The following is a 16,325-nucleotide window of genomic DNA, read 5'->3' as shown; positions in this document are numbered from 1 at the left end:
TTAGTTAAACACTTAATTAAACATGTAAACTGCTTATATAAATTTTGATAGGCGTGTTTTAAGCAGTTATTCTTTCAGTATCTTCTAATATGTAGGAGTATAAATAAAATATCCCAACAAGAAAAAGCTTCCACTACTGTGGAAGCTTTTCTAAATAATGTGCAATATCAACATACATATTTGAGTAAACCGAATGTATTTCATTACTTGGCGTTGCGTTAGAAGAGAAATGAACGATTACCATATTTGCTTTCGGATCGATGTAAAGTGTTTGTCCGTAACTACCTAACACTTCAAAAGCACCTTGTTCATTGTGCGGAATCCACCATTGATTATGATAAGAAATGGAAGCTCCAGGGCCAATTGCAAGTTCACCTTCTTGGACATTTTTTATATCTTCAGTAATAGAAGAAGGGAGAATTTGTTTTCCATTATATTCCCCGTTGTTTAATAGTAATTGCCCGAATCTCGCCATATCTCTAGCAGTTGCATTTAATCCAGCACTAGCTTGTTCTACTTTTGTTTCATCTGTAACGTAATACGCGTTTTCTTCCATACCAATTTGAGACCAAATTCGTTCACTTACATTTTCAGCTAGTGATTTACCAGTAATAGTTCTAATAATCCAAGCGAGCGTTTCTGTTGATCCGTTATTGTAAGAAAAGGAAGAACCAGGCGGTGCAGTTTCTTCGGCTTCTCGTAACATATCATAAATTTTCATCGGACCGTCGTAGTTTTTGCCGCGGGGTAAAATATTGCTAGCTAAATATAATTGTGCATCTTGATTTTCTAGCCCAGGCTGCTCATACCCGTGGGTCGGGTATTCTGCTGACACTTGCATGTCCATTAATTGCTGAAGTGTGGCATTACCGAACGGTGTGTTTTTTAATTCTTTTATGTAAGTGTCAGCTGTTTTTTCTAAGTCAATACGTGTTTCTTCAGCGAGAGATTGTATAATCGCCCCGGTAAAGACTTTTGCTAATGATGCCATACCATGAGGTTCATTCTGTTTATACCCATTGAAATATCGTTCATAAACAAGTTGTCCATTATGTACAACGACAAAAGCATCTGTTTTGTTATCGTCTAAAAGTTTTTTTAGAGGAGTTGTATTTCCGAATCTACGCTCCACAGCAAAATCGTCTAAGTTTTGCAATGCGGAAGGGAAGTGAGCAATTTGGTCAGGATTGTTTTTTACGTTATTAACTAAAGTGAATTCTTTCATATGGGTATATGACCAACGTAAGTAAGGGTCATTTAACCAGTTTTCTTTTGTCACATTATGTTTTGATGGGGTCGTTTTATTTTGTTTGAAGTAAGTAAACCCAAGCCCTGTAATTACAAATATGAATGTTAGTATAAGTAAGAGTAGGGGAGATTTTTTTAGTTTCATATATGGCCCTCCTTTTTATTTCTACTATAAGTATACGCTCGTCTTGAAAGAAATACAAAATAAGGAAAGTAAACGGGGAAGTTTACTTTCCTTATTAACGTTAAGCGGAAATTTTTCCGTCTGTAGGTTGTTTCTTGAATTTTTGTTTTCGTCCGTGTAATCCATAATATAAAAGTAAAGTGAACGCAACGATAATAGCTGCGATAAAATACATATTATGATAACTGGATTTCGCTGCGACAATACCTAAAATGAAAGAACCAAAGCCAATACCACTATCAAAGAATGAGAAATACGTAGCTGTCGCAGAACCACGTCTATGGTTTGGAGCGGCAGAAATCGCAATCGTTTGGAAACTCGGAATTAATGTTCCGTAACCTAAACCGATTAGCATACCTGCGCCAAGGAACCAAAATGAAGTTTGTGCTTGGCTTAATATGAACATTCCGATTGTGAAAATAATGATAGCAGGGTAAACGAGTACATTTTCACCGAAGCGATCAAAAATCTTTCCTGTAAATGGACGAGAAATGACAACAACAAGTGCGTATAAAATAAAGAAGTAACTTGCAATTTCACTTAAACCGAGTTCTTTCGCATAAATAGGAATAAAGGATAAAATACCACTATAAGAAAAGGCTAAAACAAATCCTGTAAGTGCAATTGGAATAGAAGATGGTTCGATTAAGTCTTTCCATTTCATTTTTTCACGTTTTTGTTTGCTAACAGGTGCTTCGTGTGGAATATCTACAAGTAGTCCTAATAAAAATGCAAGTAATGAAAATACGGAACAAACGATAAATAACACAGTAAACGAAAAATGAGAAATAATTGTTAAACCTAAAAAAGGACCAATTACCATCGGCAGACTCATAAATACGCCGAAATATGCAAGTGCTTCGCCTCGTCGATGAGCTGGCGCAACATCAGTTACGATCGTACCAGTAGCTGTCGTTGCCATCCCGAACCCAATACCGTGTAAGAAGCGAAGGGCAAGTAATAAGAATAAACTTTGCGCACCGAAATACATAACAGTAGCGGCTAAAAATAATGAAAGTGAAATAAATAATATTTTCTTTCTTCCTAAATCATCGAGCCATTTTCCTGTGAATGGTCTACATAAAACAGAAGAAATAAGAAACACAGTTGCAACTAAACCAATTTCCTCAGGTTTTCCTTTTAGGCCGTCTATTACATAGACAGGCAGAGTAGTCATAAGCATGTAAAATGTTAAGAAGAGAAATAGACTACTAAAACAAGTTCCGAGGAAATCCTTCGTCCAAAGTTTCTCACTTTGCATCGTCATCCCTCCAATTTAATCTAAATTTTTAATAATTTGTTGTAACACTTGAAATGCTTGATGTAAATCATCCTCGTTAATACCTTCTAGCGTTTTTTCTTCGAAAGTATCAACTTCTTCTTGCCATATTGGAATCATCTTTATCGCTGTTTCGGATAAAGAAATGAGCTTCTCACGGCGATCTTTACCTTCTGTACGAATAATCCATCCCATCGTTTCCATACGTGTTAACGTACGAGTCATCGTTGGTGATTCAACATTTAAATACTGGCACAATTCTGTTTGCGTACAAGAACCAGTTTGATTAATGCGGAAAATAACAGCCCATTGCGCACTAAATAACCCTGTTGGAGATACACGTTCATTAAATTTCTTCGTAAACTTTCGAGAAGTCTGGCTGACGATGTGAAAAAAATGTTGTTTTTCGTCCATGTATTTTGATCCTTTCAAATTAGTTACCTAGCTAACTATATACTTTTTTATAATAATTGTCTAGTAATAGACATGTTGATTTATGTAAAAAATTCTTATAGGTTTTATGTTGCGAACGTACATTCTACGTGCTATTCTTTAATTAAGTAAAGAATTTTCTTTCTATTAAATAGAATGGGGGAACTTGTGATGATTAAGCCTGCAACAATGGAGTTTGTTTCACTATCGAACGGAGAAACGATTGCATATCAGGAAGTTGGAAGGCGAAATACAGATATTCTTGTACTCATTCACGGGAACATGACATCGTCACAACATTGGGATTTAGTCATTGAAAAATTGCAAAATCAATATCATATTTACGCTCTTGATTTAAGAGGATTTGGACAATCAACGTATAATCAATCGATAGATTCATTACAAGACTTTGCAGAAGATGTAAAATTATTTATCGACGAGTTAAAGCTAGAGAAATTCTCATTAATGGGCTGGTCAATGGGTGGTGGCGTTGCGATGCAATTTACAGCGAATCACCCAACTTTTGTAGAAAAGTTAATTTTAGTAGAATCAGTAGGAATGAAAGGTTACCCAATCTTTAAAAAAGATACGAATGGGCAGCCGATTGTATCAAGTTTAGTAAAGACGAAAGAAGAAATTGCACAAGATCCAGTACAAATCGCTCCAGTATTAGACGCGATAAAAAATATGAACAAACTATATTACCGTACAGTATGGAATCTATTAATATATACGCATAACCAACCTGAACCGGACCGTTATGAAAAGTATTTAGATGATATGTTAACGCAACGTAATTTCGTAGATGTGAATTATGCGCTCATTACATTTAATATTTCAGATGAACATAATGGGGTTGTAGAGGGAAGTAAGCAAATTCATCGTATTAAAGCGCCAACACTCGTCATACAAGGTGATAGAGATTATGTCGTACCCCAAGTAGTCGGTGAGGAATTAGCGAAACATTTGCCAAATGCAGAGTTGAAGGTATTAGAAGATTGCGGACACTCGCCGTTTATTGATTGTTTAGATGTATTTATAAAACATGTAGAGAATTGGTTAGAACAGAAATAATCCCCGAAATGAAAGGTATTGCATATACTATAACATTGTAGGTAAAAGGGGAGATTATCAATGCATCAACCATTTTTCATCGCTTATTCGCCATATAATCATTACGCATATACAAAAATGATGATAAACCCGCTGTATATGCAAGTTTCGCCAGCTGTAGTTCCTTTACAAATGCAATATCCGCAGCCACCAATCGCTAACACACAGCAATACTTATATGAAACTGCTTTTTATAAACATCCATACTTTAAGCAATTTCATAACAATGTGAAAGCACAAGTTTGGGAAGGATAAGGTAACAAGCTAAAAGATTCATTCTTTTAGCTTGTTTTTTATTGCGAATATTCGTACACGCATTTGCAGAAAAAGTTTATAATGAAAAGTGGAAGCGTGAGAAGGAGAGGGAAAGGGATGTCAATGCGTTTTACTTTTTGGATTATGGTTGGGATTGTAGCAATCTCGGGTTTATCACAAGGAATGCTCTTACCGGCCATTGCAATGATTTTTGAACAAGAAGGGGTTAGTTCAAGTATTAATGGTATTCATGCGACGGCATTGTACATTGGGATATTAGTCATTTCGCCGTTTCTTGAAAAACCGATGCAAAGGTTTGGAATGAAGCCGATTATTGTTATAGGTGGGTTTCTCGTTATTATTTCATTATTCTTTTTTACACAAACATTTTCGTTTTGGGTATGGTTTATCCTTAGATTTCTAGTTGGAGTCGGAGATCATATGCTTCATGTCGGAACACAAACGTGGATCACGACAACATCAGACCCAAGTAAAATAGGGAGACAAGTATCGATATACGGTGTATTCTTCGGAATTGGTTTTGCCGTTGGCCCGTATTTAGCAAGCACTGTGCAGTACGGTCTTGCAACGCCATTTATTATATCTACTTTACTTTGTTTAATAGGTTGGCTTTTACTACTTCCAACAAAAAATGCATTCCCAGCGCAAGATGAAAGAGAAGTGAAGAGTGAATCATCATTTTCTCGTTATAAACAAGTTGTTGGATTAGGATGGATTGCACTGCTAGGACCACTTGCATATGGCGTACTTGAAGCAATGTTAAACAGTAACTTACCAGTATACGCACTTCGTAAAGGGTGGTCTGTTTCAGATGTATCCTTCTTATTACCAGCATTTGCAGTTGGGGGTATTATTACACAAATTCCGCTCGGTATATTGAGTGATAAATACGGAAGGGACCGTATATTAACGTGGACGTTTAGCATAAGTACGGGCATTTTTCTACTTGCCGCCGTATTTGATCAATATTACTGGATCGTCTTTGCCTGCATGCTTTTAGCGGGTATGGTTATTGGATCGTGCTTCTCTTTAGGGCTTGGATTTATGACTGATTTATTACCGAGACATTTACTACCGGCAGGTAATATATTATCCGGAATCGCTTTTAGTTTAGGAAGTATTATGGGACCTGTATTAGGCGGCGTATTTATAGAAAAAATACAGTATACAAGCTTTTTTATTGCGGTTATGATTATAATGGGAATTCTCGCAATGTTATATATGGTCTACATGAAAAATCAATTTGCATCAAGAAAAATAGAAAGTAGGTTAGGGCATGACAAAACAACCTAATAAAAAGAAATTTGAAGTACTTGAAAATGAAACAATTACAGACTGCTTAGCACGTATGGAACAAGAAGGCTACGCTCCGTCTCGTCGTATGGAAGAGCCAATCTTTCATGAAGTAAAGAAAGACGGCAAAACAGTAGTTGAGCCGTGCGGTAGGAAGATTGTTTTTGAAGGGAAATTGAAGTAATCCAATAACAAATTCTCTTTATAGTATAGAGCCATCCAATAGTTGGGTGGCTTGTTTTTTTATTAATCAATGAAGGAATTGAATAGAATGAATCTCTCGTTCATTTCTCCTAATGGGCTTCTTTATATGGGACAAAAGATTGCTACTTTTTTCGTATATTGGTAAAATAAGTTCTTGGGTCTTACTTATTGTTATCGGTATAATGTTTGTCGCTTGAATGAAAGAAATTAGTTACAAAAATTTCGCACTATGCAAAGGGGTACAGCAACGATCCCTTTTTTGGAGGCACCTTAAACATAAAGCGAGAGAAGAGGCTATATGAACGATTCTCCTATCTTGTTTAAATATTAAACGAGTTATTGCAATTGGAATAGGTATATCAAACTAGTCGACATCCTGATGGATCATCTTTTTCTAGTAATCTATTACTTCTGATGGAATCGATAGATTGCTAGAAAGCGGAAAACAATTATTAGTATATTCCGAAGCAGGTGTAATAGAGTGTCCTTCCATAATTAAGGGTAAAACCAAAATACGTTTTTTTAAAGAATGATTTGTTAGAACAGGTTATAAGGAATAAAACAGAAAAGAGGATCACATGTTAGATACTTTACAGAGAAGTAAAAAGTTTTTTTTAGTATGTCTTATTTTTTTAGTGCTTTTAACCGCTTGTGGTAATACTGATGTTAAGACATCTAAAGCTTCGTTACCACCGGCTGAATCCAATATAGATACATCATTAAAAGCACCGAATTGGGTAGATAAAAGTCCTATCCAACAGTCTCCTAATTTTACGGAAGATAAAAAAGTACAATCGGTTGTGAATTTAATAGCTACGGGTGATAATTTATATCATGACGCAGTAATTAAAGATGGCAAACAAAAAGACGGTTCATATGATTATAATTATATTTATGAAAATATCAAAAAAGCTGTTAAATCAAGTGATCTTGCTATAGTGAACCAGGAGACTCCGATTGCCGGAAATAATTTAAAAGTACAGGGATATCCGACTTTCAATACACCTGAAGAAGTAGGCCAATCTTTAGTGGACACTGGATTCAATATAGTGACGCAAGCGACAAATCACGCTATGGATATGGGTATTAAAGGTGTTGCGAATACAAGAGAATACTGGAAGAAATATCCGGATGTTATCCCGGTAGGTATTAATGAGAGTAAAAACGAGCGTAATGAAATAAAAACGATTACAAAAAATGGTATTCGTTTTGCGTTACTAAATTATACATATGGTACGAATGGAATTAAAATTCCAGCTGATAAGTCTTGGGCTTTAAATTTAATTGATAAAAAAGCGATACAAAATGATGTGGAAAAGGCAAAGAGTAGCTCTGATATGGTGATTGTTATGGTGCATTGGGGAGTAGAATATACCTCAACACCTTCAAAGCAACAAAAAGAAGTTGCTCAATATTTAACAGATTTAGGTGTAGATGTAGTAATTGGAAATCATCCACATGTAATTCAACCAATTGAGTGGAAACAAAATAAAGATGGACATGAAACGCTAATCTATTATTCTCTTGGAAATCTTATTTCTGCGCAAGAAAAATTAGAAACATTAGTTGGAGGATTATCTTATGTACAATTTGTTAAGTATGAAGATAAGACTTTTGGTATACGACAAGCGGCAATCGTACCGACAGTAACCGACTATGCCGATGGTAAGAAACAATTTAAAATTCAATTTTTAAAAGATTATTCGGATGAAAATTCTAAAAAACATGGAATTAAAAAATTTGTCGGTCCCGTTTCTTTGAAGGATTTCAAGGAGATTCCTAGAGACGTGTTGGGAAATTGGTATAAAGACTAATAAACAAAAAGGGAATGAGATACAATTAAAAAATTTATAATTTTAGCATTGGTATTAGCAATGGGATGGAGTCTTGCTGCTTGTAGTGGAAAGCAAACATCTCAGGCAACTACTAATAATAACGATAAAAATAAAAATGAAATACATGCGAAGAAAAAAGATGTTTTACCTATCTCTGATGTTAATGATTGGAGAATTATCCTTGTAAATAGAGAGCATATGTTATCAAAGGAACTAGGAATTGAATTAACAAGTATCACCCAAAATGCGAAGCCAAATATGAAAATAGATAGTAGAATTGCAACTTCCTATCAGGATATGGTAGCAGCTGCAAAAAAAGAGGGAATCAATCTTTATTTAAGATCAGGTTATCGAGCTATAAAATTACAACAAACTTATTATGATGCTTCAGTTAAAAGCTATAAATCTCAAGGCTTGTCGGATAAAGAGGCTAGTGCTAAGGCATTGGAATATCTTCAGTATCCTGGTGCAAGTGAACATCATACTGGATTAGCGTTAGACATTATTTCAGTTGAATGGCAAAATACTGTAGAAGATTTAAATGCAAAATTTGAAACTACCGATGCATTCAAATGGTTAGATAAGAATGCTGCAGAATATGGGTTTACTCTCCGCTATCCAAAAGATAAAGAGAATATTACTGGCATTAAGTATGAGCCATGGCACTATCGTTATGTAGGAAAAGAAGTTGCCGTTTATCTAAAAGAAAAAGGGTTAACTTTAGAAGAATATAACGAAAAAATTAAGTCTGGTAAGTAAAAATATGCTTTAATTTTATTAAACATTATGCACTGCTACAAGAAAAGGTGAATCTGAGGATGTGTTAACATTCCACCTAGTATTGTAAAAACTGAGTATGATAATTTGAGCACGTACGAACCAGTTATCGTGTAAAAAGATGTATGTATTAAGAAATTAAAGTTAAGGATCTGATATTCATATCAGATCCTTTTTCTATCGTTCTTTTAAGAGCGACTGAGCCAAAATATTGGAATGAATATAGAAACAAAACAGCCCAAGGAATAGTAAAACGAGTCCGGGAGCCTACTCGTACGCTTCATTGGGATTATCCAGAAATAGTTGTTTATGAAATAAGAAAGAATTGGTCTTACTCTCAAGCAAGGATTTAATACGAATGAATTGGATAAAAGGTAATAAATACATAGTCATATTGATTAAAGTTTCACTTTATTGAAGAAAAATGCGAAAGCCATTCATAAAATATGGAAATGTTAAAATCCCTTTGATAAAATAGCAATATGTAAAAATAATTATTTGTTAATTCTTAATGTAATGAATATTCATGTTTAAATATACGAATTTAACTACATAGTTATTGTGCTAAAGGGGGAGAAAGATGTTAGATGAATTGTACAATGCTTTTTTAAATGCGTCTGGTTTTACAGAAAGTGCGAGGAAACGAGATCGGTATGATGATTTACATGATTATTTAAAAGATAAAGAAAGAGAGTTAAAGCAATTCATTCAAGATGCTGAATCAGCGAAGAGAGATTATGAGAGTAAAAGTAATGGTTTAGAAGCTAATAAAATTCCGGCAGTTGAATTTGAACAAAAACGTCATGAAAAGGATGAAGAATTACATACATTAGTATCCTATTTTAAAAGTGCATTAAGCGATGTTGGATCTGCAAAAAGTACAGCTTATGCAAAGTATTTGGAATATAAAGCGAAAGCAGAATCGGAGAAAGCGTCAGCATACGCTGCAGCGACCAAGGCTTTTGAAGAAAAGAAAAAGGAATTTGAAAAACTTATCCATTAAGCATACAAAGAATGGAGGGAACCAACATGAGTGGTAAAGAGGTTGAAATTATAGGAAGTAACACTGCAAGTGCCATTTCTTACGCACAAAACATTGAAAATGGTATGAAGGATTCTTTAAACCAAGCGAAAGACTTAAAAGCATATGTCACAGGTGCGAAATGGAATGGAAAAACGAGAGATGCATTTTTAAGTTATCTTGATTTGATCATTCAATATAATTCAGAAATGGTAGAGGCATTTGAAGGACATACGAAAGCTTTGAAAGAGTTAGATAAAAGCATTCAAACGTACGGAGATAAATCGGAAGTAAGGGAGATAAAACAACTGTGATGGAGAAACGAGGGATAAAAGAATGGGGAAAGAAATGAGTTTTGCACCTGCTGAATTATATGTTCTCGCAGGTGCAGCTGGGGTTACCGATATATTTGGATTGCCAAACCGTGACGCAATTATTTTACTTGATGCAGAATGTGTCACGAAAGCAACTACGAGTTTAAAAGAAAAAGGCCTACTTACAAGTGAAAATGGAATTACCCCTGCAGCTTTTCAAATAATTGAACTATTAAAGGAATATGAAAATTGTCATGAATACACGAGAATGAATAATGTATTAATTGGCTTTTTAAAAGAGGATAAAGACCGAGTGGCTGTATTGACAGAAATAGAACCAAATAAAAAATACGAGATCGACTACATACCAAAACCGGACGTATATTTTTCATTATTAACACGCATTCCTTTCTTATTGAGAGAACCGAGGGAAATAGAAGATACATTTTTCTCAAAGAGAATGACAGAGGCAGAACAACAAACATTTGAGGAAAAAGATTTATCAAATAAAGACGTTATAGCGATAGAAACGTATACGAGGCCTCGAAGTAATAGAGGAGGAAAATGGGAATGTTTCTTATATTTTACTGAAGGAGAAGATTTCGTTCAAATAGATGTAGATCGTAATCGATATGACTGGGTGAGCCTCTATGCGGTTAATAAGAAATTGTATGACGTGTTAAAAATGCCATATAAAAAGTTAATTGACCCGAGACAATTCTCGTTAGGAGGTATTCAATAATGCAAGTATCAATGGGAGATAGTGGTTCTGGTGGTGGAGAAGAAGTATTAGTTAATTTTCAAGAACTACTTGATATAGTAATGAAGTTAGAAAATATATATAAAATCCATGTAGACGTCATTGGAACGAATATTGAGAGTTTATTAAGCTGTGATTTTTATCAAAAAGGTGAAGCGATGAGAGTAATTGAAAAATATCCTGATATATTACACAAAACACTAGAATTGGCTGAACACTATTCTAGGTCAGCGACAGTTGTAGGAAATGTATGTGTAGAAATGCTTGAAAAGGACGAACAATTACGTGAAATATTAAGTAAGTTGTAGAAATCACCATACGGCTGGGGGGATGAAAACGAGATGGATGTGAAATATAGACCTGAACCATGGCAAAACATGGGGGATGGTATGAATCGAATTACAAAAGATGCACTCATAAAATTACGGGAAGCAAATGAATCATTAAAAAGAATTGATGGAAGAATACGAGATTTAGACTCGGATGGTAGTATACATTTTAATCCTAAAGATCAATCGCAAAAAATCGGGGAATTACTTGATAGCTATTCGACATTACAAAAATATTGCGGAGAAGCAGGGCGATTAGTCTCTGAACATATAGATAAACCTTTTTTAGTAGAAATGGATAAATTCGCTCAAAAAATGAGAGATACATCTATTCTCAGTTTTGAAACAAATAACCGAATTGGCTCTACAACAACGACAGTATTACCAGGTGCGCATGCAGGCTACGGAAGTGTACCACAAACAATACAGAAGAAGAAAGATAAAATAACAGTAGAAGATATTTTTAGAGATTCTCCTGCATTTGATAACGTACTTAGGGCAGAATACAAAGAACTAAAAAAACAAAATCCAGATGCAAAATTAAATTATGAAGAATACAAGAAAGTAGTCCCATCCACACGAGGATTTGAATACAAATCGATAGAAGATGAACAGAAAAAACTAGAAATGGTGCGAGACATAGGAATAGGCGTAGGAATCATCATCACAACAATCCTTTGTCCACCACTCGGAACCGCTGCGGCAGTTGTATACGGCGCTGTACAAATAAAAAGCGGTATCGACGGAGAAGACTGGGGAACACACCGGAAATTGAGCCAAGAAGAACGAACAGGAAACATCATTTTTGGCGGATTAGATGCAATCCCAGCTGTAGGGCTATTAGGAAAAGGAGTAAAAGCATTCAAAGGCACGAGTGAATTAGCTGATTTAGCCAAATTATTAAAATTCAAAGAAGGAATGCCTGGTTTTAATCCAAATTTGGGTAAAAATGTGGTACAATCGCTTAAGGAAAATAAGACTTTAAAGAATGCACTAGATGCTATGAAAAATACTCCTATTCCAGTAGCAGTTAGGACGGTGGATACTGGAATAGGAATGAAGCTTCCTTATATAGAATCTTCAACTGTTGGAGAAGTAGCCGGAAAGTTTTCAAAGGCAAGTACGGCAGCTAAGGATGATGCTTATCAACTTGCTAAGGGTAGTGGTGGTTCAGGAGTTAGTAAGGAAGGTAGTGTGGCTAAGGGTACGGGTAATAGTCGAATAGATTATTTACGTAATAAATATGGAAAATTTACTTCGAAAGAATTGAATTATAGGATTAACTTACGCGGCGAAACACTTAAGGAATTGCAAAATTTAAAGGATACGGGGATAAGTAAGAAAAAAATTGGTCCAGCCTTTGCTGGAGTGTATGATAAAACAACTGGTAAAATTTATTATGCGATAAATGACTACGATGGAATATTGCCCGATTTCCATCCTTTAATAAAGTCAAGATATGATTCTATGCCACAAGAAGTTATTGATTCATATACATTTACAAAAGGTGCAGGTTCACACGCTGAAGTAATTGCCTTGAATAAAGCATTAAAGGCTAATCCAAGTGCTGGTTTGGATAATTTTGTTATCAATGTAATTCGTACGGGTCAAAATAGAACAAAACCAGCTGGAATGATGTTTCTAAGGTGTCCTCATTGTGCTTATCTTACAGATGAATTTGAAATAATCACGGAGGTTTCAAAAAATGTTAAATGATATATTAACGAAGGAATATATAATACAGAACGGCCTAGAGTTTGAGGAGTACTTAGAATACGGAGGGCCTTATGATTTAGGAATAGTAGAGTATACTGATGATGGAAAAGAAAAATTATTTACTGGATTAGCTTACGATATTTATGAAAATGGGAATATAGAAAGTTATTTCTACGTAGAAAATGGTGTTAAACAAGGAAAATATGTGGAATTTTATCCGAGTGGTAATATAAAAAGGATAGGAAATATGAATAAAAACTCGGCAGAAGGCTACCAGGTTGAATTCTTTGAAAATAGGGCTAAAAAGTATGAGTCTGAATGTATTGCCGGACGTGAGATGACTTTTAAAAAGTATGATGAACAAGGGAATATTATAGAACAAAAAACAGAACCAAGTGAATCAGATTTATTATATGCTAAAAAATTCAGTAGGGAGCCAAAAGTATAATAAAGTAAATACTATACAAAATCAGTTGAAATGTTGAGTTGTAATTCATTAAATGAAGTATGGTTAGAAGACATACAGGAGGTATGCACTAAATTTGGTATGAAAGTGGAGAGGGAAATATGAAGAGAAATTTAAATGCGGCGATATGTTTATGTTGCGCTGAGTGGGATCAACAAGAATATATAAAAAAACAAAATCTTGAATCAACCAAAGAGAATTTACTATTTATTGAAAAAAATTTACGCTGTGATTGCAATGGATAATTCTAAATTAAAACCTTTAATAGAGGAATTTAAAAATGAGCAGCGTGCATTCTTACCAAAAGTACAACTTAGAAATACCTTTGAATTAGAAGAAATACGATTTGTTGCAGGAGTAGATTTAGCGTATTGGGAATTAAATGGTAAAACGTATGGTACATGCTGTATTGTAGTCATTGATTTTAGTACACATGAAGTTGTTGAAAAAGTGTACAGTTATGGAGAAATAACAATTCCGTATATTTCAGGTTTTCTTGCTTTTCGTGAGTTACCTTTAATTAAAGCTGCAGCAAAAAAACTAACTAAGCAACCAGATATCTATATGTTTGATGGGAATGGTTATTTGCATTATCGACACATGGGTATTGCAACACATGCTTCTTTCTATTTAAATAAACCAACAATTGGTGTAGCGAAAAGTTATTTAAAGATTAAAGGTGTAGATTTTACTATGCCTGAAAATCAAGAGGGATCGTATACGGATATTATCATTAATAATGAAATATATGGTCGAGCTTTAAGAACAACCAAAAGTGTAAAACCCATTTTTATTTCATGTGGTAACTGGATTGATTTAGAGACAAGTACTGAAATTGTCATGAGGCTTATTAATAAAGAAAGTCGGTTACCCATACCTGTTAGATTAGCAGATTTAGAGACACATATAATGAGAAAAAAACTATGGGAAAATTATAAGTTATAGAGCTAAAACCTTGATAAGTTGAATACTTATCAAGGTTTTTATGTAACTGCTTTAAATAGAGTATTACGTGCAAGGATAGAATAGAAAAAGAAGTACGAGCTTAGGCGAGATGACATTTTACTGTGGGATGAATATAAACGCATGGAATGTATATTAAATTAACGAACTCGTACAAACTCGTAAGTTTTTAGAGAGTATTTGTTATGAAGTATAAAAAGTTTCATATTGTTACTACAAAATTTATAAATTTATGCTGCTTAAAAACAAATGAACTTAAAGCGCTTGATTGTCTACGAAAGACAACAAGCGCTTTTTTATTTCTATTAAAAACTTTTTATTTGAATTCAAGGATCAGATGATAAAAAGGTATTTACAATTGATTACAGTTCGAGAATGTAGTTTTATTGAAAATAGAAATTTTCTTTTAGTAGTTCAACGAAAGAAAGTAGTTAAACTAACGAACTCGTACAAACTTGTAAGTTTTAACTTAGTACTTGTTACCACATATAAACGGTGTCATACTGTTACTACAAAACTTACAAATTTATGCTGCTTAAAAACAGATGAAACTTAAAGCACTTGATTGTCTATTTGAGGCAACAAGTGCTTTTTTGTGTTTTAGCGTAGAAATAATGTGGTACAATCGCCTAGGGAAAATAAGACTTTAAAGAATGCACTAGATGCTATGAAAAATACTCCTATTCCAGTAACGGTTAGGATGGTGGATACTGGAATAGGAGTGAAGCTTCCTTCAACTGTTGGAGAAGTAACTGGAAAGTTTTCAAAGGCAAGTACGGTAACTAAGGATGACGCTTATCAACTTGCTCATGGGCATAGTAAATTAGAAGGAAGTAATAAAACTAGCGGAGTGGGTAATAATAGCTCGCGTACTGACGAAATTGGAATCGAATTTAAACGTAATCGGAAACATAATGAAGATGAGTTTATACGACAATTAAAAAACCAAGAAGATGGACTGGGAAAATTGACAGTTTATGAGTTTATTTAGAATCGGAACCAATTTTTAAAATATGGGAGATCAAAACAAGCAAATTCAGCTCAAAGATTAACACGAAAACAAGCTGTGCAAGATAAAATTGATGAATTTATGGAAGAAGGTTTTTCATTTAGGGAAGCAGAAGAGCAAGCTTTAAAGTGGATAAAGGATAAAGCTGCATTACATGACCCAGATCAAATTGCGGGTGGAAATCCATTAAAAATAACTGGCATGGGTGATTCTAGAATTAATTCATCAATAGGTTCGCAGTGGAAAAGCAGGATTGGTAATGTGGATAAGGAAATTAGACGAGTTGCTGACACCTTATCAGAGGAAGAAAAAAATTGACATATCTTAATGTTAGATTGAAATCGGAGTAGGGGGATACTATGGAAAATATAAATGATTTTATATCTTTCGAAAAACCATCAACAGAGGTTATTGAAAAGTATACAGGGAAAGTTCCAGATCAAATAATAGATTTATGGAAATGCTATGGGTTTGGGAGTATGTTAAATGGATACTTAAGAGCAATAAACCCAGAAAAATATTTAGATATATTAAAGGAAAGTTATATCCGTTATGAAGAAGCTATCCCAATTTTTACAACAGGTATGGGAGATATTCTTGTGTGGGAAAATAACTATTTATTATTACTTAAGTATCGAAAAGGTACGGTAGATGTAGTAGCTGGAAAATTCAAGTTTTTCTTTAAAAATACGAAAGATGATTATTTTTTAGAGAAAGTATTGGATTGGAAGCATTATCAGCAGGCATTAAATAAATACGGAAAGCTTGAAATAGATGAATGTTTTGGTTACACACCTTTACTTGCACTAGGTGGACCAGAAAAAGTAGAAAATTTACAAAAAGTCAAACTTATCGAGCATGTTTATTTAATTACTCAATTTATGGGGCCGATAGAATAATGAACGAAGAAACTGGAAGGTGGATAAATCCTCTTTCAGTTTTTTTATTTAAAAGGCTATTAATGTAAATGAAGCTTTAAAAGATACGATTGAGATAATATAGAAATGTGGTAACGAGAAACTTGGGTTGAATTTATAAAAAGTAATTTTTTATGAATTAAGGCTAACATAAATTGCTAGTATTATATAATTGAAAATACATTAGCA

Annotated in this window: 18 protein-coding genes and 1 pseudogene; 16 read left to right on the top strand and 3 right to left on the bottom strand. The window is 34.2% G+C overall.

What is annotated here, in order from left to right; all coding sequences use genetic code 11:
- Nucleotides 1–133: 133 nt before the first annotated feature.
- The 3 genes from MHI26_RS16695 to MHI26_RS16685 form a co-directional block, all read right to left on the bottom strand.
- A complete protein-coding gene (locus MHI26_RS16695; RefSeq protein ID WP_061666582.1) occupies nucleotides 134–1,393 on the bottom strand; it encodes a serine hydrolase domain-containing protein in 1,260 nt (419 codons plus the stop codon).
- A gap of 100 nt (nucleotides 1,394–1,493) precedes the next feature.
- Nucleotides 1,494–2,693 carry an MFS transporter gene (locus MHI26_RS16690; RefSeq protein ID WP_001190318.1) on the bottom strand — a complete coding sequence of 400 codons (1,200 nt, stop codon included), beginning with the start codon at nucleotides 2,691–2,693 and terminating at the stop codon, nucleotides 1,494–1,496.
- Nucleotides 2,694–2,708: 15 nt separating this feature from the next.
- Nucleotides 2,709–3,125 carry a MarR family winged helix-turn-helix transcriptional regulator gene (locus MHI26_RS16685; RefSeq protein WP_000343675.1) on the bottom strand — a complete coding sequence of 139 codons (417 nt, stop codon included), beginning with the start codon at nucleotides 3,123–3,125 and terminating at the stop codon, nucleotides 2,709–2,711.
- A gap of 189 nt (nucleotides 3,126–3,314) precedes the next feature.
- Between MHI26_RS16685 and phaZ the strand changes: the two genes are divergently transcribed.
- The 16 genes and pseudogenes from phaZ to MHI26_RS16605 all read left to right on the top strand — a co-directional run bounded on the left by phaZ (nucleotide 3,315) and on the right by MHI26_RS16605 (nucleotide 16,118).
- Nucleotides 3,315–4,217 carry an intracellular short-chain-length polyhydroxyalkanoate depolymerase gene (gene phaZ / locus MHI26_RS16680; RefSeq protein ID WP_000594888.1) on the top strand — a complete coding sequence of 301 codons (903 nt, stop codon included), beginning with the start codon at nucleotides 3,315–3,317 and terminating at the stop codon, nucleotides 4,215–4,217.
- A 60-nt stretch (nucleotides 4,218–4,277) separates the two neighbouring features.
- Complete coding sequence (locus MHI26_RS16675) at nucleotides 4,278–4,511, top strand: hypothetical protein (protein ID WP_000554162.1); 234 nt, start codon at nucleotides 4,278–4,280, stop codon at nucleotides 4,509–4,511.
- 117 nt (nucleotides 4,512–4,628) lie between these two features.
- Entirely contained in the window at nucleotides 4,629–5,825 is a 1,197-nt protein-coding gene (locus MHI26_RS16670; RefSeq protein WP_000062802.1) for an MFS transporter, read from the top strand.
- The gene (locus MHI26_RS16665) at nucleotides 5,809–6,009 is read left to right on the top strand and encodes an NETI motif-containing protein (protein WP_000166303.1); all 201 of its coding nucleotides are present in this window, start codon (nucleotides 5,809–5,811) and stop codon (nucleotides 6,007–6,009) included. The genes MHI26_RS16670 and MHI26_RS16665 overlap by 17 nt, the downstream gene beginning before the upstream one ends.
- A 598-nt stretch (nucleotides 6,010–6,607) precedes the next feature.
- On the top strand, nucleotides 6,608–7,843 hold the full coding sequence (locus MHI26_RS16660; protein WP_000887599.1) for a CapA family protein: 1,236 nt from the start codon (nucleotides 6,608–6,610) through the stop codon (nucleotides 7,841–7,843).
- Nucleotides 7,844–7,891: 48 nt separating this feature from the next.
- Nucleotides 7,892–8,623, top strand: coding sequence for a M15 family metallopeptidase (locus tag MHI26_RS16655; RefSeq protein WP_000241986.1), 732 nt, complete (start codon nucleotides 7,892–7,894; stop codon nucleotides 8,621–8,623).
- Between the two features lie 598 nt (nucleotides 8,624–9,221).
- Nucleotides 9,222–9,644 carry a hypothetical protein gene (locus MHI26_RS16650; RefSeq protein WP_000883455.1) on the top strand — a complete coding sequence of 141 codons (423 nt, stop codon included), beginning with the start codon at nucleotides 9,222–9,224 and terminating at the stop codon, nucleotides 9,642–9,644.
- 26 nt (nucleotides 9,645–9,670) lie between these two features.
- A complete protein-coding gene (locus MHI26_RS16645) occupies nucleotides 9,671–9,976 on the top strand; it encodes a WXG100 family type VII secretion target (protein WP_000014537.1) in 306 nt (101 codons plus the stop codon).
- A 22-nt stretch (nucleotides 9,977–9,998) separates the two neighbouring features.
- Nucleotides 9,999–10,718 (top strand): DUF5081 family protein, encoded by a 720-nt coding sequence (locus MHI26_RS16640; RefSeq protein WP_000514121.1) that lies wholly within the window; start codon nucleotides 9,999–10,001, stop codon nucleotides 10,716–10,718.
- Nucleotides 10,718–11,044, top strand: a complete 327-nt coding sequence (locus MHI26_RS16635; RefSeq protein WP_001198201.1) for a hypothetical protein — start codon at nucleotides 10,718–10,720, stop codon at nucleotides 11,042–11,044. Before MHI26_RS16640 ends, MHI26_RS16635 begins: the two co-directional genes overlap by 1 nt.
- Nucleotides 11,045–11,077: 33 nt before the next feature.
- Nucleotides 11,078–12,781: a YwqJ-related putative deaminase gene (locus MHI26_RS16630; protein WP_061666581.1), complete on the top strand. Its 1,704-nt coding sequence runs from the start codon at nucleotides 11,078–11,080 to the stop codon at nucleotides 12,779–12,781.
- Entirely contained in the window at nucleotides 12,771–13,229 is a 459-nt protein-coding gene (locus MHI26_RS16625) for a toxin-antitoxin system YwqK family antitoxin (RefSeq protein WP_000930862.1), read from the top strand. Before MHI26_RS16630 ends, MHI26_RS16625 begins: the two co-directional genes overlap by 11 nt.
- A gap of 119 nt (nucleotides 13,230–13,348) precedes the next feature.
- Nucleotides 13,349–13,492 carry a hypothetical protein gene (locus MHI26_RS16620; protein WP_000828062.1) on the top strand — a complete coding sequence of 48 codons (144 nt, stop codon included), beginning with the start codon at nucleotides 13,349–13,351 and terminating at the stop codon, nucleotides 13,490–13,492.
- Entirely contained in the window at nucleotides 13,485–14,192 is a 708-nt protein-coding gene (locus tag MHI26_RS16615) for an endonuclease V (protein ID WP_015382421.1), read from the top strand. Before MHI26_RS16620 ends, MHI26_RS16615 begins: the two co-directional genes overlap by 8 nt.
- 631 nt (nucleotides 14,193–14,823) lie before the next feature.
- A pseudogene (locus MHI26_RS16610) lies at nucleotides 14,824–15,569 on the top strand (polymorphic toxin type 15 domain-containing protein); the annotation flags it as partial.
- A gap of 9 nt (nucleotides 15,570–15,578) precedes the next feature.
- On the top strand, nucleotides 15,579–16,118 hold the full coding sequence (locus tag MHI26_RS16605; RefSeq protein ID WP_000427866.1) for a T6SS immunity protein Tdi1 domain-containing protein: 540 nt from the start codon (nucleotides 15,579–15,581) through the stop codon (nucleotides 16,116–16,118).
- Nucleotides 16,119–16,325 lie beyond the last annotated feature (207 nt).

Source organism: Bacillus sp. FSL K6-1218, from assembly GCF_038006445.1.
Lineage (GTDB): Bacteria > Bacillota > Bacilli > Bacillales > Bacillaceae_G > Bacillus_A > Bacillus_A thuringiensis_S.
Note: the sequence above shows the minus strand (reverse complement) of the source record. Positions and strands in the feature narration are given on the sequence as shown.

Coding starts and splice junctions, on each gene's coding strand:
- MHI26_RS16620 (WP_000828062.1), top strand. CDS start 13,349: ATGAAGAGAAATTTAAATGCGGCGATATGTTTATGTTGCGCTGAGTGG.
- MHI26_RS16605 (WP_000427866.1), top strand. CDS start 15,579: ATGGAAAATATAAATGATTTTATATCTTTCGAAAAACCATCAACAGAG.
- MHI26_RS16695 (WP_061666582.1), bottom strand. CDS start 1,393: ATGAAACTAAAAAAATCTCCCCTACTCTTACTTATACTAACATTCATA.
- MHI26_RS16650 (WP_000883455.1), top strand. CDS start 9,222: ATGTTAGATGAATTGTACAATGCTTTTTTAAATGCGTCTGGTTTTACA.
- MHI26_RS16645 (WP_000014537.1), top strand. CDS start 9,671: ATGAGTGGTAAAGAGGTTGAAATTATAGGAAGTAACACTGCAAGTGCC.
- MHI26_RS16635 (WP_001198201.1), top strand. CDS start 10,718: ATGCAAGTATCAATGGGAGATAGTGGTTCTGGTGGTGGAGAAGAAGTA.
- MHI26_RS16675 (WP_000554162.1), top strand. CDS start 4,278: ATGCATCAACCATTTTTCATCGCTTATTCGCCATATAATCATTACGCA.
- MHI26_RS16665 (WP_000166303.1), top strand. CDS start 5,809: ATGACAAAACAACCTAATAAAAAGAAATTTGAAGTACTTGAAAATGAA.
- MHI26_RS16660 (WP_000887599.1), top strand. CDS start 6,608: ATGTTAGATACTTTACAGAGAAGTAAAAAGTTTTTTTTAGTATGTCTT.
- MHI26_RS16630 (WP_061666581.1), top strand. CDS start 11,078: ATGGATGTGAAATATAGACCTGAACCATGGCAAAACATGGGGGATGGT.
- MHI26_RS16690 (WP_001190318.1), bottom strand. CDS start 2,693: ATGCAAAGTGAGAAACTTTGGACGAAGGATTTCCTCGGAACTTGTTTT.
- phaZ (WP_000594888.1), top strand. CDS start 3,315: ATGATTAAGCCTGCAACAATGGAGTTTGTTTCACTATCGAACGGAGAA.
- MHI26_RS16685 (WP_000343675.1), bottom strand. CDS start 3,125: ATGGACGAAAAACAACATTTTTTTCACATCGTCAGCCAGACTTCTCGA.
- MHI26_RS16615 (WP_015382421.1), top strand. CDS start 13,485: ATGGATAATTCTAAATTAAAACCTTTAATAGAGGAATTTAAAAATGAG.
- MHI26_RS16670 (WP_000062802.1), top strand. CDS start 4,629: ATGTCAATGCGTTTTACTTTTTGGATTATGGTTGGGATTGTAGCAATC.
- MHI26_RS16640 (WP_000514121.1), top strand. CDS start 9,999: ATGGGGAAAGAAATGAGTTTTGCACCTGCTGAATTATATGTTCTCGCA.
- MHI26_RS16625 (WP_000930862.1), top strand. CDS start 12,771: ATGTTAAATGATATATTAACGAAGGAATATATAATACAGAACGGCCTA.